This is a genomic window from Micromonospora cynarisoli, from assembly GCF_030518815.1.
GTDB lineage: Bacteria > Actinomycetota > Actinomycetes > Mycobacteriales > Micromonosporaceae > Micromonospora > Micromonospora wenchangensis.
Genome location: NZ_CP130426.1, coordinates 3,181,508 through 3,205,171, shown reverse-complemented (window position 1 = coordinate 3,205,171; position 23,664 = coordinate 3,181,508). Strand labels below are relative to the sequence as shown.

The following is a 23,664-nucleotide window of genomic DNA, read 5'->3' as shown; positions in this document are numbered from 1 at the left end:
CGTGGCGGTGACGCCGAGCGATGCTGAGGATCGGGCGGTGCGAGACTCCCCGGAAGTCGGGGTTGCGAACGCGAAGCCGACCGGGTAGAGTTCTGAAGCCGGCAGGGAGCCGGGCGGGCACCGTGAAAGCGGATGCCGGCCGGTCTGTCGATTCCCACGATCGGAACGAACGCCGGAAACGGTGCACGTTGCAGCGTGGATTGGCCGAACCGGGCTGACAGATCGCGACAGCGAATTTGACAGCGAAATTCGGCCCCAGTAACTTAGGGAAGTTACCCCGGTCGGGTTGCCGCTGTTGTGGTGGTCTGGTTGGTGTGTGGTTGTTCTTTGAGAACTCAACAGGGTGCTTGTAAAGCCAGTGCCAATTGTTTTATGCCCCGTGCTGGGCAGGCTTGTGAGTATTGGTCTGTTCGGTTGGGATTCCTTTGGCAACATTTGTTGTCGGGATTGCTGTTCGACAGGTTTTTGTTGGAGAGTTTGATCCTGGCTCAGGACGAACGCTGGCGGCGTGCTTAACACATGCAAGTCGAGCGGAAAGGCCCTTTGGGGTACTCGAGCGGCGAACGGGTGAGTAACACGTGAGTAACCTGCCCTAGGCTTTGGGATAACCCTCGGAAACGGGGGCTAATACCGGATATGACCTTGCCTCGCATGGGGTGGGGTGGAAAGTTTTTCGGCCTGGGATGGGCTCGCGGCCTATCAGCTTGTTGGTGGGGTGATGGCCTACCAAGGCGACGACGGGTAGCCGGCCTGAGAGGGCGACCGGCCACACTGGGACTGAGACACGGCCCAGACTCCTACGGGAGGCAGCAGTGGGGAATATTGCACAATGGGCGGAAGCCTGATGCAGCGACGCCGCGTGAGGGATGACGGCCTTCGGGTTGTAAACCTCTTTCAGCAGGGACGAAGCGTGAGTGACGGTACCTGCAGAAGAAGCGCCGGCCAACTACGTGCCAGCAGCCGCGGTAAGACGTAGGGCGCGAGCGTTGTCCGGATTTATTGGGCGTAAAGAGCTCGTAGGCGGCTTGTCGCGTCGACCGTGAAAACTTGGGGCTCAACTCCAAGCCTGCGGTCGATACGGGCAGGCTAGAGTTCGGTAGGGGAGACTGGAATTCCTGGTGTAGCGGTGAAATGCGCAGATATCAGGAGGAACACCGGTGGCGAAGGCGGGTCTCTGGGCCGATACTGACGCTGAGGAGCGAAAGCGTGGGGAGCGAACAGGATTAGATACCCTGGTAGTCCACGCTGTAAACGTTGGGCGCTAGGTGTGGGGGGCCTCTCCGGTTCTCTGTGCCGCAGCTAACGCATTAAGCGCCCCGCCTGGGGAGTACGGCCGCAAGGCTAAAACTCAAAGGAATTGACGGGGGCCCGCACAAGCGGCGGAGCATGCGGATTAATTCGATGCAACGCGAAGAACCTTACCTGGGTTTGACATGGCCGCAAAACTTCCAGAGATGGGAGGTCCTTCGGGGGCGGTCACAGGTGGTGCATGGCTGTCGTCAGCTCGTGTCGTGAGATGTTGGGTTAAGTCCCGCAACGAGCGCAACCCTCGTTCGATGTTGCCAGCGCGTTATGGCGGGGACTCATCGAAGACTGCCGGGGTCAACTCGGAGGAAGGTGGGGATGACGTCAAGTCATCATGCCCCTTATGTCCAGGGCTTCACGCATGCTACAATGGCCGGTACAATGGGTTGCGATGCCGTGAGGTGGAGCGAATCCCAAAAAGCCGGTCTCAGTTCGGATCGGGGTCTGCAACTCGACCCCGTGAAGTCGGAGTCGCTAGTAATCGCAGATCAGCAACGCTGCGGTGAATACGTTCCCGGGCCTTGTACACACCGCCCGTCACGTCACGAAAGTCGGCAACACCCGAAGCCGGTGGCCCAACCCTTGTGGAGGGAGCCGTCGAAGGTGGGGCTGGCGATTGGGACGAAGTCGTAACAAGGTAGCCGTACCGGAAGGTGCGGCTGGATCACCTCCTTTCTAAGGAGCACCATCCGGTGAAAGCCGGTATGGAGCCCGCGGCCTGCGGATGTCGGGTCGGGGTGCTCGGATGGCGGAGACACTGGCAAGTTTTTCCCTGGCAACGGCTGGGACGCCTAGTACAGCCACTTTGGTGGTGGGAGCGGGGTTCTGGTGCGGCTGGTGGAGGGATGTGGGCACCCTGTTGGGTCCTGAAGGAACAACCGGTGGGTTGTTTTTTCGGAGGACTGTTCTGGAGCGTTGGCTTCGGTGGTCTGCCAGGCATGGCCTGGTCTCGCATACCGGATTCTGTTCTGCCTGTGGGTGGGGTGGGGTTGCTGGTGTGGGGCTTTGGGGTTGTGGGTTGGTTGTTTGTTGAGAATTGCACAGTGGACGCGAGCATCTTTGTGGTCAAGTTGTCAAGGGCGGACGGTGGATGCCTTGGCACCAGGAGCCGATGAAGGACGTGGGAGGCCGCGATAGGCCTGGGGGAGCTGTCAACCGAGCTGTGATCCCAGGGTGTCCGAATGGGGAAACCTGGCACCAGTCATGTGGTGTCACCTGCACCTGAACACATAGGGTGTGTGGGGGGAACGCGGGGAAGTGAAACATCTCAGTACCCGTAGGAAGAGAAAACAATTTAGTGATTCCGTGAGTAGTGGCGAGCGAAAGCGGATTGAGGCTAAACCGGTTGCGTGTGATACCTGTCAGGGGTTGCGTGGTCGGGGTTGTGGGACCCTGCTGAACAGGCTGACACTTGTTCGAGGAGTTATAAAGTCAGTGGCTAGCCGAATGGTGTGGAAAAGCCAACCGTAGTCGGTGAGAGTCCGGTAGGTGAAAGTTGCTGATCTTCTGTGGGTGTTCCCGAGTAGCGGCGGACTCCTGTAATCTGCCGTGAATCTGCCAGGACCACCTGGTAAGCCTAAATACTTCCTGGTGACCGATAGCGGACGAGTACCGTGAGGGAATGGTGAAAAGTACCCCGGGAGGGGAGTGAAATAGTACCTGAAACCGTTCGCCTACAATCCGTCGGAGCCTTGCGGGGTGACGGCGTGCCTTTTGAAGAATGAGCCTGCGAGTTAGTGGCATGTGGCGAGGTTAACCCGTGTGGGGGAGCCGTAGCGAAAGCGAGTCTGAAGAGGGCGTTTGAGTCGCATGTTCTAGACCCGAAGCGGAGTGATCTAGCCATGGGCAGGCTGAAGCGTGGGTAAGACCGCGTGGAGGGCCGAACCCACCAACGTTGAAAAGTTGGGGGATGATCTGTGGTTAGGGGTGAAAGGCCAATCAAACTCCGTGATAGCTGGTTCTCCCCGAAATGCATTTAGGTGCAGCGTCGTGTGTTTCTTGCCGGAGGTAGAGCACTGGATGGTCTAGGGGGCCTACAAGCTTACCGAAATCAGCCAAACTCCGAATGCCGGTAAGTGAGAGCGCGGCAGTGAGACTGCGGGGGATAAGCTTCGTAGTCGAGAGGGAAACAGCCCAGATCACCAGCTAAGGCCCCTAAGCGTGTGCTAAGTGGAAAAGGATGTGGGGTCGCATAGACAACCAGGAGGTTGGCTTAGAAGCAGCCATCCTTTAAAGAGTGCGTAATAGCTCACTGGTCAAGTGGTTCCGCGCCGACAATGTAGCGGGGCTCAAGCACACCGCCGAAGCTGTGGCATTCACATTTTAACTTCGCGTGCCCTTGATGGTGCGTGCAGGTGTGTGGATGGGTAGGGGAGCGTCGTGCCGGGGGTGAAGCAGCGGGGTGACCTAGTTGTGGACGCGGCACGAGTGAGAATGCAGGCATGAGTAGCGAAAGAAGGGTGAGAAACCCTTCCGCCGGATGACCAAGGGTTCCAGGGCCAGGCTAATCCGCCCTGGGTGAGTCGGGACCTAAGGCGAGGCCGAGAGGCGTAGTCGATGGACAACGGGTTGATATTCCCGTACCCGCGAAGGAGCGTCCCTGATGAACCTCGTTGTGCTAACCACCCGAGCTGCCAAGGACTTTCGGGTCTGCGGTGGGGAGCGTGGGAACCTGGCGGGTAGTAGTCAAGCGATGGGGTGACGCAGGAAGGTAGCTGAGCCCGGCCGGTGGTTGTGCCGGGGTAAGCGTGTAGGCCGTGCCGTAGGCAAATCCGCGGTACATGAGGCTGAGACGTGATGCCGAGCCGATTCAGGTGAAGTCAGTGATCCTATGCTGCCGAGAAAAGCCTCTAGCGAGTTTCGAGCGGCCCGTACCCCAAACCGACACAGGTGGTCAGGTAGAGAATACCGAGGCGATCGGGCGAACTGTGGTTAAGGAACTCGGCAAATTGCCCCCGTAACTTAGGGAGAAGGGGGGCCGGAGACGTGAAGCCCCGTGCGGGTGGAGCGTTGTATGGCCGCAGAGAGCAGGGGGAAGCGACTGTTTACTAAAAACACAGGTCCATGCGAAGAAGTAATTCGATGTATATGGACTGACGCCTGCCCGGTGCTGGAACGTTAAGGGGACCTGTTAGCTCTTTGGGGCGAAGCGGAGAACTTAAGCGCCAGTAAACGGCGGTGGTAACTATAACCATCCTAAGGTAGCGAAATTCCTTGTCGGGTAAGTTCCGACCTGCACGAATGGCGTAACGACTTCCCCACTGTCTCAACCACAGGCCCGGCGAAATTGCAGTACGAGTAAAGATGCTCGTTACGCGCGGCAGGACGGAAAGACCCCGGGACCTTTACTATAGCTTGACATTGGTATCTGAATGGGCTTGTGTAGGATAGGTGGGAGCCGGTGAAGCCTGTACGCCAGTATGGGTGGAGGCAATCTTGAAATACCACTCTGGTTGATTTGGGTATCTAACTTCGGGCCGTTATCCGGTTCAGGGACAGTGTCTGGTGGGTAGTTTAACTGGGGCGGTTGCCTCCTAAAGGGTAACGGAGGCGCCCAAAGGTTCCCTCAGCCTGGTTGGCAATCAGGTGTTGAGTGCAAGTGCACAAGGGGGCTTGACTGTGAGACTGACAGGTCGAGCAGGGACGAAAGTCGGGACTAGTGATCCGGCACTTGCGTGTGGAAGCGGTGTCGCTCAACGGATAAAAGGTACCCCGGGGATAACAGGCTGATCTTCCCCAAGAGTCCATATCGACGGGATGGTTTGGCACCTCGATGTCGGCTCGTCGCATCCTGGGGCTGTAGCAGGTCCCAAGGGTTGGGCTGTTCGCCCATTAAAGCGGTACGCGAGCTGGGTTTAGAACGTCGTGAGACAGTTCGGTCCCTATCCGCCGTGCGCGTAGGATACTTGAGAAGGGCTGTCCCTAGTACGAGAGGACCGGGACGGACGAACCTCTGGTGTGCCAGTTGTCCCGCCAGGGGCACGGCTGGTTAGCTACGTTCGGAAGGGATAACCGCTGAAAGCATCTAAGCGGGAAGCCTGCTTCGAGATGAGGTATCCCACCCCACATTGTGGGGGTAAGGCCCCCAGCTAGACGACTGGGTTGATAGGCCGGAAATGTAAGCTCGGTAACGGGTTCAGTTGACCGGTACTAATAGGCCGAGGACTTGATAACAAGGCTGCTACGCGTCCACTGTGCAACTCTGAACAAACACCAAACAACCCCCCACGGGTAGAGGGTTTCTGTGGGTGTGTGTGTTGTTTGATATGTTCATAGTGTTACGGCGGTCATGGCGGAGGGGAAACGCCCGGTTACATTCCGAACCCGGAAGCTAAGCCCTCCAGCGCCGATGGTACTGCACTCGGGAGGGTGTGGGAGAGTAGGACACCGCCGGACAACCCTTTCAGATTGAGGCCGGCCCCGAACAGGGGCCGGCCTCAACTGCATTCCACACCATCCTCCCCCGGGAAATAGCACGGCCACCGGCGAGAGCACCCCAACCCTCGGGGACTCCTCACCCCCCGGCCGAGAGCCCCGGAGGTTGAGGCTGGTGAGCCGAAGAAGCGACTACCCCGGCACGGGACACCCCCAGATCCCCGATGTTGGGGCAACCGGCGGCGTCGCGACCACCATCTCCATGGCACGGTCAACGCAGCCACCGGGGCCGACGGAGGTCAGTCCCGGGTCTGGATGCCCTCGCGGAGCTGGCGGAAGAGGTCGGCTGACTCGTCGACGGACCGGTTGGCAAACATGCCCATCGCCACGCTGCCGTGGTCCGCCCAGCCGCAGATCGCGAAGTCTCCGCCGTCGCCGCTGGTCCGGCCGCACTTCATCACACCGCCGTACGTGCCGGCGGGCACCGTACGGACGTCGGTCACCCGGCCGGTCTCGTCGGCCATCAACCGGAACAGGCTGTCCAGGTCGCGTTCCGGCTGCCAGAGCAGGGTGGTGCCACCGAAGAACAGCACCACCCGCTTCTCGTCGGCCGGGTCGCGGTAGACCGTGCCGATGCTCCGGTCCAGGTCGATGTCGGCGGCGAATCCGCTACGCAGGTAGTCGGCGGTGCTACGGGCCCGGTCGGAGTCGTCGCGGGTGAGACCGGCGAGGTGGCCGGGCGCGTCCAGCCTGACGTCGTTCTCCTGCGCGATGCGCCAGCCTGCGGTGCCGAGCGCGGCGACGCCGACGAGGCCGACCACGAGAGCGACGGCCAGCGCGATCCGCCGACGGCGGGACACCGGGCCCCGCCCCTGCGGGTTCTGCTCCGGGTCGTGGGTGCTCAACCGGATCGGCTCGTCGGTCAGCTCGACCGGTTCGGGACCCTCGACGAGCTGACGCTCGGTGAGATGTGCGTCGGACATGTTGGCCACCGTACGCGAATGACAGGTGGCGCACGTCGGGTCCGTCGAAGCGCTCCGTAGACTTTCCGGGTGACCGAGAGACTGGATGCCCGACGCCCCGACGCCCCGACCCTTGCCGGCCAGTACCAGCCCGGCGAGGTAGAGCAGCGACGGTACGAGCAGTGGGTAGCCGCCGGCCACTTCCGGGCGTCGGCGCAGAGTGACAAGCCCCCGTTCACCATCGTGATCCCCCCGCCGAACGTCACCGGTGTGCTGCACATGGGCCACGCCCTGGACCACACCGTCCAGGACTCGCTGGTGCGCCGCAAGCGGATGCAGGGGTACGAGGCGCTCTGGCTGCCCGGCATGGACCACGCCGGCATCGCCACCCAGAACGTGGTGGAGCGGCAGCTCGCGGGTGAGGGGCTGTCCCGGCACGACCTCGGTCGGGACAAGTTCGTCGAGCGGGTCTGGCAGTGGAAGGCCGAGTCCGGTGGGGCGATCCTCGGCCAGATGCGCCGGCTCGGCGACTCGGTCGACTGGGACCGGGAACGCTTCACCATGGACGAGGGCCTGTCCCGGGCCGTGCAGACCATGTTCAAGAAGCTCTACGACGAGGGCCTGATCTACCGGGCCAACCGGATCATCAACTGGTGCCCGCGCTGCCTGACCGCCCTGTCGGACATCGAGGTGGAGCACACCGACGACGAGGGTGAGCTGGTCTCGATCCGGTACAGCGACGACGTGGTGGTCGCCACCACCCGGGCCGAGACCATGCTCGGGGACACCGCCGTGGCCGTGCACCCCGACGACGAGCGTTACCGGCACCTGGTCGGCACCGAGGTCGAGGTGCCGTTGACCGGCCGGCGGATCCCGATCGTCGCCGACGAGCACGTCGACCCGGCGTTCGGCACCGGCATGGTCAAGGTCACTCCGGCGCACGACCCCAACGACTTCGAGATCGGCCAGCGACACGACCTGCCCGCCCTGACGATCATGGACGAGCGGGGCGTCATCACCGCGCCCGGCCCGTTCCAGGGCCTGGACCGGTACGAGGCCCGTCCGGCGATCGTGGCGGCGCTGCGCGAGCAGGGCCGGGTCGTGGCCGAGAAGCGGCCGTACGTGCACGCGGTGGGGCACTGCTCGCGGTGTCGTACCACGGTCGAGCCCCGGCTGTCGTTGCAGTGGTTCGTCAACACCGCCCCGCTGGCGAAGGCGGCAGGCGACGCGGTGCGCGACGGCCGGGTGAGGATCGAGCCGGCCGAGCTGGCCAAGCGCTACTTCGCCTGGGTCGACAACATGCACGACTGGTGCATCTCCCGGCAGCTGTGGTGGGGCCACCGCATCCCGGTCTGGTACGGTCCGGCGGGCGAGATCGTCTGCGTCGGCCCGGACGAGACGCCCCCCACCGGCGAGGGCTGGGTCCAGGACGAGGACGTGCTGGACACCTGGTTCTCCAGCGGCCTGTGGCCGTTCTCCACCCTCGGCTGGCCGGAGCAGACCCCGGACCTGGCCAAGTTCTACCCGACGAGCGTGCTGGTCACCGGTTACGACATCCTCTTCTTCTGGGTCGCCCGGATGATGATGTTCGGCCTGTACGCGATGGACGGCAGGCAGCCGTTCGACACTGTCGCCCTGCACGGCATGGTGCGCGACCAGTACGGCAAGAAGATGTCGAAGTCGTTCGGCAACGTGGTCGACCCGTTGGACTGGGTCGACCGGTACGGGGCCGACGCGACCCGGTTCACCCTGGCCCGGGGTGCGAACCCCGGCGGGGACGTGCCGGTCAGCGAGGAGTGGTGCCAGGGCTCCCGCAACTTCTGCAACAAGCTGTGGAACGCCACCCGGTTCGCGCTGCTCAACGGCGCGCACACCGAGGGTCCGCTGCCGGCGGCCGACCAGCTCTCGACCGTCGACAGGTGGATCCTGTCCCGGCTGGCGCACGTCACCGCCGAGGTGGACGAGCAGTTCGAGGCGTACGAGTTCGCGAAGGTGTGCGACCTGCTCTACCACTTCGCCTGGGACGACGTCTGCGACTGGTACGTGGAGCTGGGCAAGCCGGTGCTCGCCGCCGGCGGGCCGGCCGCCGACGCCACCCGCCGGGTGCTCGGGCACGTGCTGGACCAGTTGCTGCGGCTGCTGCACCCGGTGATCCCGTTCGTCACCGAGGAGTTGTGGACGGCGCTGACCGGGGGCGAGACGGTGATGACGGCGGCGTGGCCGAGCGCCGACCGTACGCTGGTGGACGACGCCGCGGAGCGCGAGGTCGGCACCGTCCAGCGGGTGGTGACCGAGATCCGGCGGTTCCGCTCCGACCAGGGGCTGCGGCCCACCCAGCGGGTGGCCGCCCGGCTCGACGGGCTGGCCGGCGTCCAGATCGCGGCGCACGAGCCGTTGATCCGGTCGCTGGCCCGGTTGGACGCCCCGACCGACGACTTCCAGGCCAGCGCCACCCTCGCCATGCCCGGCGAGGTCAGCGTGGCGCTGGACACCCGGGGGTCGATCGACGTGGCCGCCGAGCGGGCCCGGCTCACCAAGGACCGGGCGGCCGCCGAGAAGGAGGTCGCGCAGGCCCGCGCGAAGCTCGACAACCCGGCGTTCCTCGGGAAGGCGCCCGAGCCGGTGGTTGCCAAGATCCGCGACCGGTTGGCGGTGGCCGAGGCCGACCTGGTCCGCATCGACGCCGCTCTGGAGGCGCTTCCGTCGTGACCGACCGTACCGACCACGCTAGCCGGTCCGGGACCGGGCAGGGGGAGTTCGCCGCCGTCGACGCGGAGTTGGCGGCGCGCGGGTTCACCCGGATGCACTTCTCGCTGGACCGCATCGAGTCGCTGCTCGACCTGCTGGGGAGCCCGCAGCGGGCGTACCCGTCGATCCACCTGACCGGGACGAACGGCAAGACGTCCACGGCCCGGATGATCGACTCGCTGCTGCGGGCCTTCGGCCTGCACACCGGCCGTTACACCAGCCCGCACCTGGAGACCGTCCGGGAACGGATCAGCCTGGACGGGGAACCGGTCGACTCCGAACGCTTCGTGGCCACGTACCGGGAGGTCAAGCCGCTGGCCGACCTGGTCGACCAGCGGTCGGCCGAGCCGCTGACCTACTTCGACCTGACCACCGCGCTGGCGTTCGCCACGTTCGCCGACGCGCCTGTCGACGTGGCCGTGGTGGAGGTGGGGCTGGGCGGCGCCGAGGACTCGACCAACGTGCTCCAGGCCGGGGTGGCGGTGCTCACCCCGATCGGGCTGGACCACACCGAGTGGCTCGGCGACACCCTGGAGGACATCGCCCTGCACAAGGCCGGAATCATCCACTCCGGCGCGACGGTGATCGCCGCCGCGCAGGAGGAGGAGGCGGCCCGGCCGATCCTGGAACGGTGCGCCGAGGTCGGCGCCACGGTCGCCCGGGAGGGTGCGGAGTTCGGGGTGCTGCGCCGGGCGGTCGCCGTCGGCGGGCAGGTGTTGACCCTCCAGGGCCTCGGCGGGGTGTACGACGAGGTGTTCCTTCCGCTGCACGGCGCGCACCAGGCGCAGAACGCGGCGGTGGCGCTGGCCGCCGTCGAGGCGTTCCTCGGGGCCGGGGCGAAGCGGCAGCTCGACGTCGAGGCCGTCCGGGAGGGTTTCGCGGCGACCAGCTCCCCGGGCCGGCTGGAGAAGGTGCGCAACGCCCCGACGGTGCTGCTGGACGGGGCGCACAACCCGCACGGGATGGCGGCCACGGTCACCGCGCTCCAGGAGGAGTTCGCGTTCAGCAAACTGGTCGGGGTGCTCGCCGTGCTCGGCGACAAGGACGCCACCGGGCTGCTGGAGCTGCTGGAACCGGTGCTCGACTCGCTCGTCGTCACCCGCAACAGCTCGCCCCGGGCGATGCCCGCCGACGAGTTGGCCGCGCTGGCCCGGGAGGTCTTCGGCCCGGACCGGGTGCAGGTGGCCGCCGCGATGCCGGACGCCATCGAGGCGGCCGTCGCCGAGGCCGAGTACGACGTCCCCGGGGAGTTGGCCGGGGTGGGGGTGCTGGTCACCGGCTCGGTGGTGACGGTGGCCGACGCCCGACGGCTGCTGAAGCGATGACCGGCCCGAACCCGGCCCCGGACTCGGCCGGTCCCGCCGACCACCCGGAGCCGCCCCCCACCGCCGCGCGCCGCGACGCCGGACCGGCCGGGGGCACCGGCCGGCGCGCAAGCACCGCACCGCCCGACCACGCCGGCCCGGCCGACCCCACCGGCACGCCCGGGCACGACGGACCGACCGAGGGCGGTGACCCGGCTGAGGGTGCCGGGGCGGCCGGGCGGCGTTCCGGGCTGCGTAACCCCGAGGCGGCCGTCCGGGGCCTCGGGGCCGGGACGCTCGGCCTGGAGGCGCTGGTGCTGCTGCTGGCGATCCAGCCGATCCGGCTGGTCGGTGGGCACTTCGGCGGGGCGGCGATCGCGGCCACCGTGGCGCTGGCCGTGGCGGCGGTGCTGCTGGCCGGCCTGATGCGCCGCCCGTGGGCCTGGTCGGCGGGCACCGTGTTGCAGGGGTTGCTGCTGCTCGCCGGCCTACTGCACTGGTCGCTGTTCGGGCTCGGGGTCATCTTCGCCCTGGTCTGGGCGTACGCGTTGCACGTGCGGCGGGTCATCCTCGGCTGAGCCGGGTCACGCCTCGGCGCGTTCCCGCCACTGGGTCAGCGCGATGCCGTGCCCGTCCGGGTCCCGGAAGGCGGCGGCCCACACCTCCAGCCTGGTGCCCCGGTTGACCACCCGGGGCGCGTAGGTGAACCGGACGCCGGTGTCCTTGAGCCGCCGGTACGCCGCCTCGATGTCGTCGACCTCCAGGTTGACGTGGACCAGCCGGCGGCTGATCGGGGCGGCCCCGGTCACCTCGCGCAGTACCAGCCGGGTCTGCCCGGAGGCGAGCACCGCGTTGCCGGAGCCCCGGTCGAACTCCTCGAAGCCGAGGTCCCGGTAGAAGTCCAGCGAGCGGGACAGGTCGGTGACCAGCAGGGTCAGCCCGACGCCACTGATCGGGCCGGCCGCATCGTCGGGTCCGGCGGCTGCGGCGGCCGGGTCGTACCCGAAGATCGCCTCGTCCAGGTCGGGGTCGAGCCGGCCGTCGCCGGTGGTGGGCGCGTCCAGCGGGACGTCGACCGGGTCGAGGATCGGTGCGTCGAACCGCTCCTCGGCGGGCGGCCGGAGGGCGGGCGGGGCCGTGGGCGCAGCGGTGGCAGCGGTGGCGGCCGTCGACGCGGTGCCGGCCGTCGACGCGGTGCCGGCGGCCGTGGGGGCGGTGGCCCGGCGGGGGAGTTGGCCGGTCGTCGGCTGCTCGACCAGGGTGCCCTCCAGCACCACCGGGCCGCCCGGCCGCTGGTGCACCACCACCGGTTCCCGCTCGTCGGTCAGCACCTCCACGTCGTCGCGCAGCGGCTCCGCCCGGACCGGGTCCGGGTGCGGCGGCTCCGGGCGTAGCGGGTCCGACCGGACCGGGTCGGCGGGGGGTGGGTCGCGCAGGTCGTCCCGGAACTCGTCGTGGAAGTCGTCGTCGGCCGTCCGGCCCGCCCACGGCGGAGCCTCCTGCTGGATCAGCAGGTCGTCGAGGGGCTCGGCGTCGGCGTACTCCGGGGGCAGGTCGGTCACGCCTCCGGCGGCCTCGGTGTGGGTCGGCACCTCGTCCCACAGGACGCGGACGTGCCGCTGGTCGTCCAGGGCCACCCGGATCGGCAGGGTCTGCCCCAGCGACGGCCACTTCGCCACCGGCACCCGGGGCTCGATGATCTTCTTGGACCGGGGCGGCAGGCCCGGCGCGTCGATCACCAGTTGGAGTTCGCACCGGCCGAAGGCGTACTGGGTGGGGGGTTCGGAGGCGCTGTGCACGTGACCGACGCCGACCACCCAGGTGCGTCCGCCGCCGCGCACGGTGCCCAGGGCGACGGCGAGCACGACCAGGGCCACCCCCAGCGCGACGATGGCCCAGCTGGTCATGCCCAGCCCGAACAGGACGACGAAGGCCGCCACGGTGCCGAGCACCGCGGCGACCAGCTTGCGTACCGGCGCGATGGTGCGGTTCCCGCCATTCGCCACAGTGGACCTCCCAGGGGTCAGAGCCAGGCTAGGCCGCGCGGCGACCGAGGGAAAGAGCAGCCGCCGCGCCGGTGCCGGGACCGGGTCGCTAGGCTGACCGTACCCAGCCGAACCGCCTTGTGCGCACAGGAGGAACCCAGCGTGTCCAGCAGCAGCCCGGATGAGCGCACCCTCGTACTGATCAAGCCCGACGCGGTGCGCCGTGGCCTGGTCGGCGAGATCATCTCCCGCTTCGAGCGCAAGGGCCTGCGGATCGACGCGCTGGAGATCCGGACGCTGGACGGCGGGTTCGCCGACCAGCACTACGCCGAGCACGTGGACAAGCCGTTCTACCCGCCGCTGAAGACGTTCATGACCAGCGGGCCGCTGGTGTCGCTGGTGCTCTCCGGCGACCAGGTGATCGAGGTGGTCCGGGCGATGATCGGCAGCACCGACGGGCGTAAGGCGGCCGCCGGCACGATCCGGGGCGACCTGTCGCTGTCCAACCGGGAGAACCTGGTGCACGCCTCGGACTCCACCGACAGCGCCAAGCGCGAGATCGCGCTCTGGTTCCCCACCCTGGGCTGACCCCGGGCCACCCCGGCGGCTGAGGGGCGTGCTAGGGGACGGGGCGGTCACGGAACGGGCGGCCCCGGCCGAGCGCGTCGGCGTACCCCCAGCGGCCCCTGAGGTCGAGCAGCTCGATCTGGCCCAGGTTCTCCGGGACCGCGGCGTCGACGGCGAGATGGTCCTCGTACGGTTCGAGTCCGAGCAGCGCCCGCAGCAGCATCAGGGGTGCTCCGGCCGACGGCGCGTACGGGCTGTCGGTGAACCCGTGCGGGACGGGGACGTGGGTGGTGGCCCGGTCGTAGCCGGTGAGGTACGCCGGCAGCCGGCCCTGGAAGTGCCGGGCGGCGTCGAGCAGCCCGGTGGCGACCCGGGCGGCCTGCGCCCGGAACCCGGCCCGGCGCAGGCCCCAGGCGATCAGCGAGTTCTCCCAGGGCCAGACCGCGCCGGTGTGGTGGCCCAGCGGGTTGTAGTCGGCCGCCGTGCTGGCCAGGGTGCGGATGCCCCAGCCGGAGTACAGCGCCGGGGACATCAGGTGCGCCACCATCTGCTCGGCGCGGTGCGGGGCGACGATGCCGGTGCACAGCAACTGCCCCATGTTGGACGTGAGGGAGTCCAGCGGAACGCCGTCGAGCTGCACCGCCACCGCGTAGTAGCCCCGGTCGGGCAGCCAGAAGTCCCTGTCGAACCGCTCCCGCAGCCGGGCGGCGTCGCGTTCGAGCCGGTCGGCCCAGGCGGGATCGTTCCAGAACCGGCGGGCCAGCCGGGCGGCCCGGCGGCGGGCCTCGAAGGCGTACCCCTGGATCTCGCAGATCGCCAGGGGATAGGTGGGCGGGCGGCCGTCGTCGAAGCAGATCGCGTCGGCGGAGTTGCGCCAGCTCTCGTTCTGCGGGCCGGTGCGGGTGGGGCGCTGGGTGGACCAGACGTAGCCGCTGCCGGCCCGGTCCGCGTCGTGGTCGAGCCAGCCGATGGCGGCCCGGGTCTCGAACTCGAACCGGCGGACCAGTTCCGCGTCGCCGGTCCAGCGTTCGTACTCGTCGAGCAGGATGACGAAGGCGGCGGTCGTGTCGGCCGCGCTGAAGTTGGCCGACTCCGGGGTGTCGTTGAACGCGCCGGAGTCGCCGTACCGGCTCTCCTGGACGATCTTGCCGGGTTGTTCGCCGCGGAACGGGTCGTGCCGGACGCCCTGGCTCAGCGCCAGGATGCGCAGCGTGTTGACCGCCCGTTCGGGCATGAAGGGCAGCGCCTGGAAGCTGCTGATCAGGCTCTCCCGGCCGAGCAGCGCCATCGACCAGGGCAGCCCGGTGGCGGGCAGCGCGGTCTCGAAGTTCAGCCCGGGGTAGTGCAGGGCGGCCAGGTCCCGGACACCGTACTCGTACGCCTGCTGGAGGGGTTTGTGGTCGGCGCGCAGCCGGGGCACCCCGGCGGTGCGGGCGGTGATGTCCCGGCCCCGCTGGTGCTGGCTGCGGCCCACCGAACTGGTCAGCTGTTCCCGCAGGTCACGACGGTGCAGATCGCGCAGGAGAGCCAGCACCCGCAGCCGGGTGGACCAGGTGCCGTGGGGTTGGACGGTGAACGTCCAGGTCAGGCCGTGCTCGTCGAGCGCGGCAGGTGTGCTGGCGGTGATCACCGTCTCCCGGTGCAGGCTGGCCCGCTTGTAGTGCAGCCGTAGCGTGTCGTCGGCGATGGTGGCGGTCACCGGCCGGGCCCGCCGGAAGCCGTCGCGGACCTCCAGCACCTCGGCGAAGTCCGCGCCGACGTCGAGCCGGACGACGTAGCGCACCGGTTCCGGCGCGAAGTTGAACAGGGTGATCTCTTCCTCGTACTCCGGACCGACCCAGCGGTGCCGCAGCACGGAGGTGGTGGCGTTGACGTAGTGGGTGGGTTCCCCGGGGACCAGGCCGAACTTCGCCTCGTAGGTGGCGACGTCGTCGACGGAGAGCACCGAGAGGGATTCGGTGTTGATGGTCAGCCGCCAGGTGGACAGGAACCGGGTGTCGAAGGAGAAGAGCCCGAGCGGGGAGGTCGGCGTGGCCAGCACGTCCCCGTTCTTCTCGCTGATCATGAACAGGTTGCCGGCGAAGACGCTGGTGACCTCGTGCAGCCCGACGACGCCGGGGGCGGTGTGGGGGACCAGTTCGGCGGCGGGTTCGGTGCCGACGCTGTCGGCGGTGCCCGGCAGCAGCCGTCGGAAGGTGAACAGCAGCGCCAGGTCGCCGGCGACCGAGACGTCGCCGCGCAGCAGCATCGACACCATGTTGTCCCGGCCGGCCAGCAGCCGGACGAACGCCTCCGGCCGGACCTCCACCACGCAGTCGGGGTGTTCACCGGTACGGGTGACCTGGGTCTGAGCGCCGGCGAGGTGGACGAACCAGGTGGCGGCCTCGCCGTCCTCGGCGACGACGTCGAAGCGGAGCAGTCCGGTGGGGGCGGCGGGCAACCGGCCCCGGCAGTCGGCGACCAGGGCGGCGAAGAACTCGTCGATCCGCCTGTCCACGGTCCGCTCCCGTCCCCACCGCGCTGTGCCCACCCGAAAAAGGTCCAGGCGTGCCAAAAGGAACAATACGCCGTGCCGGAACCGGTGGGGCGCGCTTAAGTGGAAGAACGCCACTACCTGCGAAAACGTCGGGGAGGGTTCGACGATGGACGGACAGACGGCCGCCGGGATGCGGTACTGGACGTACGGGCACGGCAGGCGGAGCACCTTCCTGCTGGTGCACGGCTGGTGCTGCGACCACGACTTCATGGCACCCCTGGCCCGGCACCTGGCCACCCGCCAGGCCCGGGTGATCGCCGTCGACATGCCGGGGCACGGGGCCAGCCCACCCCCGGCCGACGGCTACGGGGTCACCGCGATGGCCGGCCACCTGCGGGCCTTCGCTGGTGCGCTCGACCTGCGCCGGGTCTTCGTGCTCGGGCACAGCCTGGGCGGGGTCTGGTCGCTCGAGGCCGCCGCCGGGGACCGGGACCGGTTCACCGGGCTGGGGCTGCTCGACTCGGCGGTGGCCGGGCCACCCGGTTCCGCCGCCGCGATCGCCCAGGTGGCGGCGTCGCTGCGGGACGACACCTCGGGCGCGGTCCGGGAGTCCATCGTCCGGTCGTACTTCCCGCCGTACTCCGACCCGCGCCTGGTGGAGCGGGTGGTGGCGGCCACCGCCCGACCGTCGACCGAGGTGGCGTACGCGCCGATCGCCGGGCTGGCCGAGTGGATCGCCGCCGAGGGGGACGTGGCCGCACTACGCCGCTGGGACCGCCCGCTGCTCTTCGTGGGCAGCAACGCCCCGTTCGCCGACTACGCCCGGTTGGCCGAACTCGCCCCGCAGGCGTTCATCGGGCAGACCGTGGGTGCCGGGCACTTCGTGCAGCTCCAGGTGCCGGCGCAGGTCGACGCGATGCTCGACCGCTATCTGGAGGTCACCGACTAGCGCCGCCGCACCGCCGCACCGGGTGTCCAGCTCACCGGGTGTCCAGCTCACAGGGTGTCCAGCGAGGCGCGGCGACGGGACTCCGCCTCGAAGACCGTCAACAGTCCGGCCGCCAGCACGGCGTAACCGACCCCGACGGCCAGTTCGAGGCCGATCGTCGGCAGGACGTCGCCCAGTGGGGTTCCGCCGGCCAGCCGCCGGGCCGCATCGGCGGCGTGGGTGATCGGTAGCACCGCGCCGACCGCGCGGATGCCCGCCGGCAGGCTGTCGGCAGGCACGTTCACCCCGGTGAACAACAGCAGCAGCGCCACCGCCACGTTCGAGATCAGGAAGACGTCCCGGAAGCGCAACCCCAGCGCCCCCAGGGTCAGCCCGAAGAAACCGCAGGCCAGCGAGGCCGTGGACAGGGCCAGCAGCAGGCCGGGCAGGGCGGTGGCAGGGACCCGCAGGCCGAGCAGGAGCGCGGCCACGGTGAGCGTGCTCGCCGCGATCAGCAGGCCGTTGCCGGCGTACGGCAGCACCCGGCCGAGGAAGATGGCGGTGCGGCTGCGCGGGGAGAGCAGCACGTGCCCGAGGGTGCCGAAGCGCCGCTCGTTGGCCACCGCCATGGTGCCGCCGTAGACGCAGGCCAGCGAGGCGGTGAGCACCGCGTTGCCGACGACGTAGAAGCGGTCGTCGGCGACCCCGAACTCCCGCCCCAGGTAGGCGAAGAAGAACAGCTGGAACAGCGGACCCACCAGCAGGGTGCCCACGAAGATCGACGGGGTGGTCCAGTTGAACAGGGCCCGGTAGGCGATGACGCCGCCCACCCCGACCAGCCGCAGCAGCGCGCCCACCGGTGCCTCCTCAGGCCAGGGCCAGGGTCGCGGCGACCCGGGCCCGGCGCTCGACGTACGTCATCAGGGCCCAGCCGGCGGCCAGGCAGGCCAGGCTGATCGCCAGGCAGACGGCCAGCGCCGGCCAGACCGGCCCGCCGGAGGCGGCCTCGTGCACCGCGCGGGCACCCCAGGTGGTCGGCAGCACCGCGGCGACCGGCCCGGTCCAGCCGGGCAGCGCGGTGACCGGCACGAGCATCCCGGAGACCAGCCAGATCGGGTACTCCAGCATGTTCGCCAGCGCGTTGGCGTGCCGCAGCAGCACGAAGCTGGACGCCAGCAGCAGCCCGAACATGCCCAGCCCGGCGATGCAGCCGGCCACCGCCACCGGGAAGGCCACCGGGTGGGCGAAGTCGAGCGGGATGCCGTACAGCAGCCGGCCCCAGGCCAGCGTGGCGAGCATGGCGTACGTGCCGGTGACGCCGGTGGCCAGGGTGATCGGCAGCAGCACCAGCGCGGGCGGGCGGGGCGCCAACATGATCATTTCCAGGGTGCCCTGCCAGCGCTGCCCCTGGATCGCCCCGCCGGAGCCGAACAGCACCGTCGACCAGACCCCCATCAGGCCCGCGCCCACCGCCGCCTCCAGCAGCCGCTCCGGCTCACCGCCGGCCCGGAACAGGTAGACCGCCAGGGTCGCCTGCACCACCGGCACGAACAACGCGATGGCGATCTCGAACGGGGAACGGCTGAGCTGCTTGACGTGCAGCAGCGCGCCGACCGCGATCATCCGCAGGGTGCTCACGCCGGCACCCGCCCGAGCACAGGCGTCAGCTCCGCCGCCCGGTTGACGATCGCCACGTACGCGTCCTCCAGGGTGGGCTGCCGGGCGGTCACCCGGCCCAGCCGTACCCCGCTCAGCTCCCGCAGCACGTCGGACTGCACGTCCACCCCCGCGTCGGACTGCACCCCGAGCACCTGCGCCGCCCCGTGCACCGCCAGGCTCACCTCACGTACGCCCGGCCGGGCCCGGATGGCGGCCACCTGCCCGTCGGTCACCCCGTACGCCTCCACCTCCAGCACCCGCCGGCCGTCGGCGTGGTGACGCAGCTCGGCGGGGGTGCCCAGGGCCTGGATCCGGCCGCCCGCGATCACCGCGATCCGGCCGCACAACTCGTCGGCCTCGGCCATGTAGTGCGTCGTCAGCAGCACGGTGGTGCCGGTGGCGGCCAGGTCGGCGACGGTCTGCCGCAGTTCCCGGGCGGCCACCGGGTCGACCCCGATCGACGGCTCGTCGAGGAACAGCACCCGGGGCCGGTGCAGCAGCCCCCGGGCGATGTGCAGCCGCTGGCGCATCCCCCGGGAGTAGCCCTCGACCCGGTCGTCCTCCCGGCCGGTCAACCGGACCAGCTCGAACAGTTCGGCGATCCGGCGCTTCTGCTCCCGGCCCGGGACGCCGTACAACTCGGCGAAGTAGCGCAGGTTGTCCCGGGCGGAGAGCCGGTCGTAGAGGCCCCGGTCGCCGCCGAAGACGTACCCGATGCGCCGGCGCACCTCACGGGTCTGCCGGACCACGTCGAAGCCGCAGATCCTCCCCTCGCCCCCGGTCGGGACGAGCAGGGTGTTGAGCAGCTTGATGGTGGTGGTCTTGCCGGCGCCGTTCGGGCCGAGCAGGCCGAACAGCTCACCGTGGCCGACCGCGAGGTCGACCCCGGCGACGGCGTGCACCTCCCGGCGTTGCGGTCGTAGCCATCCGGTCCGGCTGCGGTAGCTGCGGTGCAGCCCCACCGCCTCGATCGCGTGCTCACCCATGGCGGCGAATCTATGGGTCGGCCCGGCCGTCCGCACCCCCGTTACTCGGCGGCGGCGACCCGCGGCGGTCGAGTATCCTTGCCGGTACAGGCGACGACCCGGCCATCACCGGTGAGCCTCCGGAAGAAAGGGCCCGGCGGGCCCGACTAGAACCGGACGGGGCGGCCCGTCACAGCCGGCCAACGAGCGGGCGGTCGACCCTTGACCGTCAAGCGGGGTGGTACCGCGGGCCCGGCCCGGGGCGTCGACCACGGCGTACCGGCGCGGGCTCGTCCTCGCAGACCACGAGACCAGTGAGCTGCCAGAGGAGACCGACCCCCGATGGGCTATCCGCTGCACGACCCGACCGCCGCCGGCGTCCCGGCGAGTCCGGACCTGCCCGACGTCGAGCGCCGCGTCCTGGAGCACTGGCGCACCGACCAGACCTTCGAGGCGTCGGTGACGGCCCGGCCGGCCGGCGACGACGGCAAGAACGAGTACGTCTTCTACGACGGCCCGCCGTTCGCCAACGGTCTGCCGCACTACGGCCACCTGTTCACCGGGTACGTCAAGGACGTGGTGCCGCGCTACCAGACCATGCGCGGACGGCACGTCGAGCGGCGCTTCGGCTGGGACTGCCACGGCCTGCCCGCCGAGGTGGTGGCCGAGAAGCAGCTCGGCATCACCAGCAAGGCGGAGATCCTCGACCTCGGAGTGGCCCGGTTCAACGAGGTGTGCCGGTCCTCGGTGCTGGAGTTCACCCAGGACTGGGAGCGGTACGTCACCCGGCAGGCCCGGTGGGTCGACTTCGCCAACGACTACAAGACCCTCGACCTGGACTACATGGAAAGCGTCATGTGGGCCTTCAAGACCCTGCACGACAAGGGCCTGGTCTACGAGGGCTTCCGGGTGCTGGCGTACTGCTGGCGGTGCGAGACGCCGCTGTCGAACACCGAGACCCGGATGGACGACGTCTACCGCGACCGGCACGACCCCACGCTGACCGTGTGGTTCGGGCTGACCGGCGACGAGTCCGCCCCGGAACTGCTGCGCGGTCCGGTCGAGCTCGGCGTGTGGACCACCACGCCGTGGACCCTGCCGTCGAACCTGGCGCTCGCCGTCGGCCCCGACATCGAGTACGCGGTCCTCGACCGCGACGGGGAACGGTTCGTCGTCGGCGCGGCCCGGCTCGGCGCGTACGCCAAGGAGCTGGAGGGCTACCAGCAGGTCGGCACCGTGTACGGGCGGGACCTGGTCGGCCGGCGGTACACCCCGCTCTACGACTTCCTCGTCGAGCAGGCCGGCGAGAACGCCTACCAGGTGCTCGGCGCGGAGTTCGTCACCACCGAGGACGGCACCGGGATCGTTCACCTCGCGCCGGCGTTCGGCGAGGACGACCAGAACGTCTGCAACGCCGCCGGCATCCCCACCATCGTCACCGTCGACGACCACACCCGGTTCACCGCACTGGTCCCGCCGTACTCCGGTGAGCAGGTCTTCGACGTCAACAAGCAGGTGATCCGGGAGCTGAAGGAGCGGGGGGTGGTGCTGCGGCAGGACACCTACACCCACTCGTACCCGCACTGCTGGCGCTGCGACACCCCACTGGTCTACAAGGCGGTGTCGTCGTGGTTCGTCGCGGTGACCCGGTTCAAGGACCGGATGGTCGAGCTGAACCAGCAGATCAACTGGACGCCCGGCCACATCAAGGACGGCTCGTTCGGCAAGTGGCTGGCCAACGCCCGGGACTGGTCGATCAGCCGCAACCGGTTCTGGGGCTCGCCGATCCCGGTGTGGAAGTCCGACGACCCGACCTACCCCCGGGTCGACGTCTACGGTTCGCTGGCGGAGATCGAGCGGGACTTCGGCGTACGCCTGACCGACCTGCACCGGCCGGCGGTGGACGACCTGACCCGCCCCAACCCGGACGACCCGACGGGCCGCTCGAGGATGCGTCGGGTGCCGGAGGTGCTGGACTGCTGGTTCGAGTCCGGGTCGATGCCGTTCGCCCAGGTGCACTACCCGTTCGAGAACGCGGACTGGTTCGAGCACCACTACCCGGGTGACTTCATCGTCGAGTACATCGGGCAGACCCGGGGCTGGTTCTACACCATGCACGTGTTGGCCACCGCGCTGTTCGACAGGCCGGCGTTCCGCAACTGCCTCAGCCACGGCATCCTGCTCGGCTCCGACGGGCGCAAGATGTCCAAGAGCCTGCGCAACTACCCGGACGTCTACCACGTCTTCGACGCGTACGGCTCGGACGCGATGCGCTGGATGCTGATGTCCTCGCCGGTGCTGCGCGGCGGCGACATGCCGGTCACCGAACCGGCGATCCGCGACGCCGTCCGGCAGGTGCTGCTGCCGCTGTGGAACGTCTGGTACTTCTTCTCGCTCTACGCCAACGCCGACGGGCACACCGCCCGGCGGCGGGTGGACAGCACGCACCTGCTCGACCGGTACGTGCTGGCCAAGACCCGGGAACTGGTGGAGACCGTCGGCGCGCAGATGGACGCGTACGACATCTCCGGGGCGTGCGGCACCGTCCGCTCCTACCTGGACGCGCTGACCAACTGGTACGTGCGCCGCTCCCGGGACCGGTTCTGGTCGGGTGACGCCGACGCGTTCGACACCCTGTGGACGGTGCTGGAGACGCTCTGCCGGGTGGTGGCGCCGCTGGCCCCGCTGACCGCCGAGGAGATCTGGCGCGGGCTGACCGGCGAGCGGTCGGTGCACCTGACCGGCTGGCCGTCGGCGCAGGACCTGCCCGCCGACCACGACCTGGTCGCGGCGATGGACGCCACCCGGGACGTCTGCTCGGCGGCGCTGTCGCTGCGCAAGGCCAAGGGGCTGCGGGTCCGGCTGCCGCTGCCGAAGCTGACCGTGGCCTCGCCGGTCGCCGACCAACTCCGGCCGTTCGCCGACCTGGTCGCCGACGAGGTCAACGTCAAGGAGGTGGCGTTCTCGACGGAGGTCGCCAGCTACTGCCAGCAGGTGTTGACGGTGGTGCCCCGGGCGCTCGGTCCCCGGGTCGGCAAGCAGGTGCAGCAGGTGATCAGGGCGGTCAAGGCGGGGGAGTGGGAGCTGCGCGACGGCGCCCCCGTCGCCGCTGGGGTCACCCTCGCCGAGGGCGAGTACGAGCTGCGCCTGGTCGCCGCCGACGCCGAGCACTCCGCGCCGCTGCCCGGTGGCGAGGGTGTGGTGGTGCTCGACACCGAGGTCACCCCGGAACTGGCCGCCGAGGGGCTGGCCCGGGACGTGGTCCGGGTGGTGCAGCAGGCCCGCCGGGACGCCGACCTGGACATCTCCGACCGGATCGTGGTGTCGGTGGCGGCCTCCGAGCAGGTCCGGGCGGCGGTGTCGGCGTACACCGGGTTCGTGGCCCGGGAGGTGCTCGCCGACACGGTGGACTTCGCCGACGGCGTCGACGGCTTCACCGGTGAGGTCGGCGACGGCGAGCGGGTGACGGTGACCGTCCGCCCGGTGTGAGGTCGTCCGCGGGGCCCCGACCCGGTGGGCCGGGGCCCCGCGGACGCCCGCGCCATCCGGCAGGCGGACGCGCGTGCACCCGTTGGGTCGTACGGGCGTCCGTCCGCTACCGTGACACCGCCTGTTTCACCGTACGATCGCCGGAGGACCCGTGCCGCTGCTCTACACCATCGGCAAGCTCACCGTGGGACCCGCGATGCGGCTGGCGTTCCGCCCGGTCGTGGAGGGGCTGGAGCACGTTCCGGCGAGCGGCGGTGCGATCTTCGCGGGCAACCACCTCTCCGTCGCCGACGAGCTGCTGCTCGGCACCGTCGTCCCCCGGCACCTCGCCTTCTGGGCCAAGTCGGAGTACTTCACCGGCACCGGTCCGAAGGGTGCGCTGTCCAGGTTCGTCCTCACCGGCCTGGGGGCCATCCCGGTCGAGCGGGCCGGTGGCCGGGCCGCGCTGTCCGCGTTCGACGCGGCCATCCCCGCGCTGCGCGGCGGTGACCTGGTCGCCGTCTATCCCGAGGGGACCCGGTCGCCCGACGGCCGGCTCTACCGGGGACGGACCGGCACCGCCCGGCTCGCGGTGGCGACCGGGGTGCCGGTGATCCCGGTCGGGGTGACCGGCACCGACAAGGTCCAGCCGATCGGCACCCGGATTCCCCGCCCGGGCAAGGCGAAGATCATCATCCGGTTCGGCAAGCCGCTGGACTTCTCCGGCCGCTCCGACGACCGCACCTCGCTGCGGGAGATGACCGACGAGCTGATGGCCGAGATCCAGAAGCTCACCGGCCAGGAGTACGTCCCCCGGTACGCCCCCCGCCGCGCCGAACCGACCTCGGGCGGTAAGCCCGCCACCGGCAGCGCCCCGGCCTGACCGCCGCGCCCGCGTCCGACCGGCGTGACCGGGCACCGCC

General features: G+C 69.2%; 13 protein-coding genes and 3 rRNA genes. 10 read left to right on the top strand and 6 right to left on the bottom strand.

What is annotated here, in order from left to right; translation table 11 throughout:
* The first annotated feature begins 465 nt into the window (after positions 1–465).
* The 3 genes from Q2K16_RS13295 (at position 466) to rrf (ending at position 5,700) form a co-directional block, all read left to right on the top strand.
* Positions 466–1,980 (top strand): 16S ribosomal RNA (locus Q2K16_RS13295).
* 388 nt (positions 1,981–2,368) lie between these two features.
* Positions 2,369–5,478 (top strand): 23S ribosomal RNA (locus Q2K16_RS13290).
* Between the two features lie 105 nt (positions 5,479–5,583).
* Positions 5,584–5,700: ribosomal RNA gene (gene rrf / locus Q2K16_RS13285) — 5S ribosomal RNA — on the top strand.
* Together the 16S, 23S and 5S rRNA genes form the textbook arrangement of a ribosomal RNA operon.
* Before the next feature lie 278 nt (positions 5,701–5,978).
* On the opposite strand, the gene Q2K16_RS13280 is transcribed toward rrf, so the two are convergent.
* Entirely contained in the window at positions 5,979–6,662 is a 684-nt protein-coding gene (locus Q2K16_RS13280; protein WP_302745725.1) for a hypothetical protein, read from the bottom strand.
* A gap of 69 nt (positions 6,663–6,731) precedes the next feature.
* Here Q2K16_RS13280 and Q2K16_RS13275 point away from each other — a divergent pair, with 69 nt between their 5' ends.
* The 3 genes from Q2K16_RS13275 to Q2K16_RS13265 all read left to right on the top strand — a co-directional run bounded on the left by Q2K16_RS13275 (position 6,732) and on the right by Q2K16_RS13265 (position 11,271).
* On the top strand, positions 6,732–9,350 hold the full coding sequence (locus tag Q2K16_RS13275) for a valine--tRNA ligase (RefSeq protein ID WP_302745724.1): 2,619 nt from the start codon (positions 6,732–6,734) through the stop codon (positions 9,348–9,350).
* A 92-nt stretch (positions 9,351–9,442) separates the two neighbouring features.
* Positions 9,443–10,714, top strand: coding sequence for a bifunctional folylpolyglutamate synthase/dihydrofolate synthase (locus tag Q2K16_RS13270; RefSeq protein ID WP_302746468.1), 1,272 nt, complete (start codon positions 9,443–9,445; stop codon positions 10,712–10,714).
* Positions 10,711–11,271: a DUF4233 domain-containing protein gene (locus Q2K16_RS13265; protein ID WP_302745723.1), complete on the top strand. Its 561-nt coding sequence runs from the start codon at positions 10,711–10,713 to the stop codon at positions 11,269–11,271. Before Q2K16_RS13270 ends, Q2K16_RS13265 begins: the two co-directional genes overlap by 4 nt.
* Before the next feature lie 6 nt (positions 11,272–11,277).
* Here the strand turns inward: Q2K16_RS13265 and Q2K16_RS13260 are convergent, their stop codons facing one another.
* The gene (locus tag Q2K16_RS13260) at positions 11,278–12,699 is read right to left on the bottom strand and encodes a VOC family protein (protein ID WP_302745722.1); all 1,422 of its coding nucleotides are present in this window, start codon (positions 12,697–12,699) and stop codon (positions 11,278–11,280) included.
* Between the two features lie 141 nt (positions 12,700–12,840).
* On the opposite strand from Q2K16_RS13260, the gene ndk reads away from it, so the two are divergent.
* The gene (gene ndk, locus Q2K16_RS13255) at positions 12,841–13,266 is read left to right on the top strand and encodes a nucleoside-diphosphate kinase (RefSeq protein ID WP_302745721.1); all 426 of its coding nucleotides are present in this window, start codon (positions 12,841–12,843) and stop codon (positions 13,264–13,266) included.
* A 31-nt stretch (positions 13,267–13,297) separates the two neighbouring features.
* Here the strand turns inward: ndk and Q2K16_RS13250 are convergent, their stop codons facing one another.
* Entirely contained in the window at positions 13,298–15,742 is a 2,445-nt protein-coding gene (locus Q2K16_RS13250; protein WP_302745720.1) for a glycogen debranching N-terminal domain-containing protein, read from the bottom strand.
* A 145-nt stretch (positions 15,743–15,887) separates the two neighbouring features.
* On the opposite strand from Q2K16_RS13250, the gene Q2K16_RS13245 reads away from it, so the two are divergent.
* Positions 15,888–16,670: an alpha/beta fold hydrolase gene (locus Q2K16_RS13245; protein WP_302745718.1), complete on the top strand. Its 783-nt coding sequence runs from the start codon at positions 15,888–15,890 to the stop codon at positions 16,668–16,670.
* Positions 16,671–16,717: 47 nt separating this feature from the next.
* On the opposite strand, the gene Q2K16_RS13240 is transcribed toward Q2K16_RS13245, so the two are convergent.
* The 3 genes from Q2K16_RS13240 to Q2K16_RS13230 are packed head-to-tail and all read right to left on the bottom strand — an operon-like array spanning position 16,718 to position 19,294.
* Positions 16,718–17,506 (bottom strand): ABC transporter permease, encoded by a 789-nt coding sequence (locus tag Q2K16_RS13240; protein ID WP_302745717.1) that lies wholly within the window; start codon positions 17,504–17,506, stop codon positions 16,718–16,720.
* 10 nt (positions 17,507–17,516) lie between these two features.
* The gene (locus tag Q2K16_RS13235) at positions 17,517–18,287 is read right to left on the bottom strand and encodes an ABC transporter permease (protein ID WP_302745716.1); all 771 of its coding nucleotides are present in this window, start codon (positions 18,285–18,287) and stop codon (positions 17,517–17,519) included.
* The gene (locus Q2K16_RS13230; protein WP_302745715.1) at positions 18,284–19,294 is read right to left on the bottom strand and encodes an ABC transporter ATP-binding protein; all 1,011 of its coding nucleotides are present in this window, start codon (positions 19,292–19,294) and stop codon (positions 18,284–18,286) included. The genes Q2K16_RS13235 and Q2K16_RS13230 overlap by 4 nt, the downstream gene beginning before the upstream one ends.
* Before the next feature lie 321 nt (positions 19,295–19,615).
* Here Q2K16_RS13230 and ileS point away from each other — a divergent pair, with 321 nt between their 5' ends.
* Positions 19,616–22,762 (top strand): isoleucine--tRNA ligase, encoded by a 3,147-nt coding sequence (gene ileS, locus Q2K16_RS13225; RefSeq protein ID WP_302745713.1) that lies wholly within the window; start codon positions 19,616–19,618, stop codon positions 22,760–22,762.
* A 151-nt stretch (positions 22,763–22,913) separates the two neighbouring features.
* On the top strand, positions 22,914–23,624 hold the full coding sequence (locus tag Q2K16_RS13220; protein ID WP_302745712.1) for a lysophospholipid acyltransferase family protein: 711 nt from the start codon (positions 22,914–22,916) through the stop codon (positions 23,622–23,624).
* Positions 23,625–23,664 lie beyond the last annotated feature (40 nt).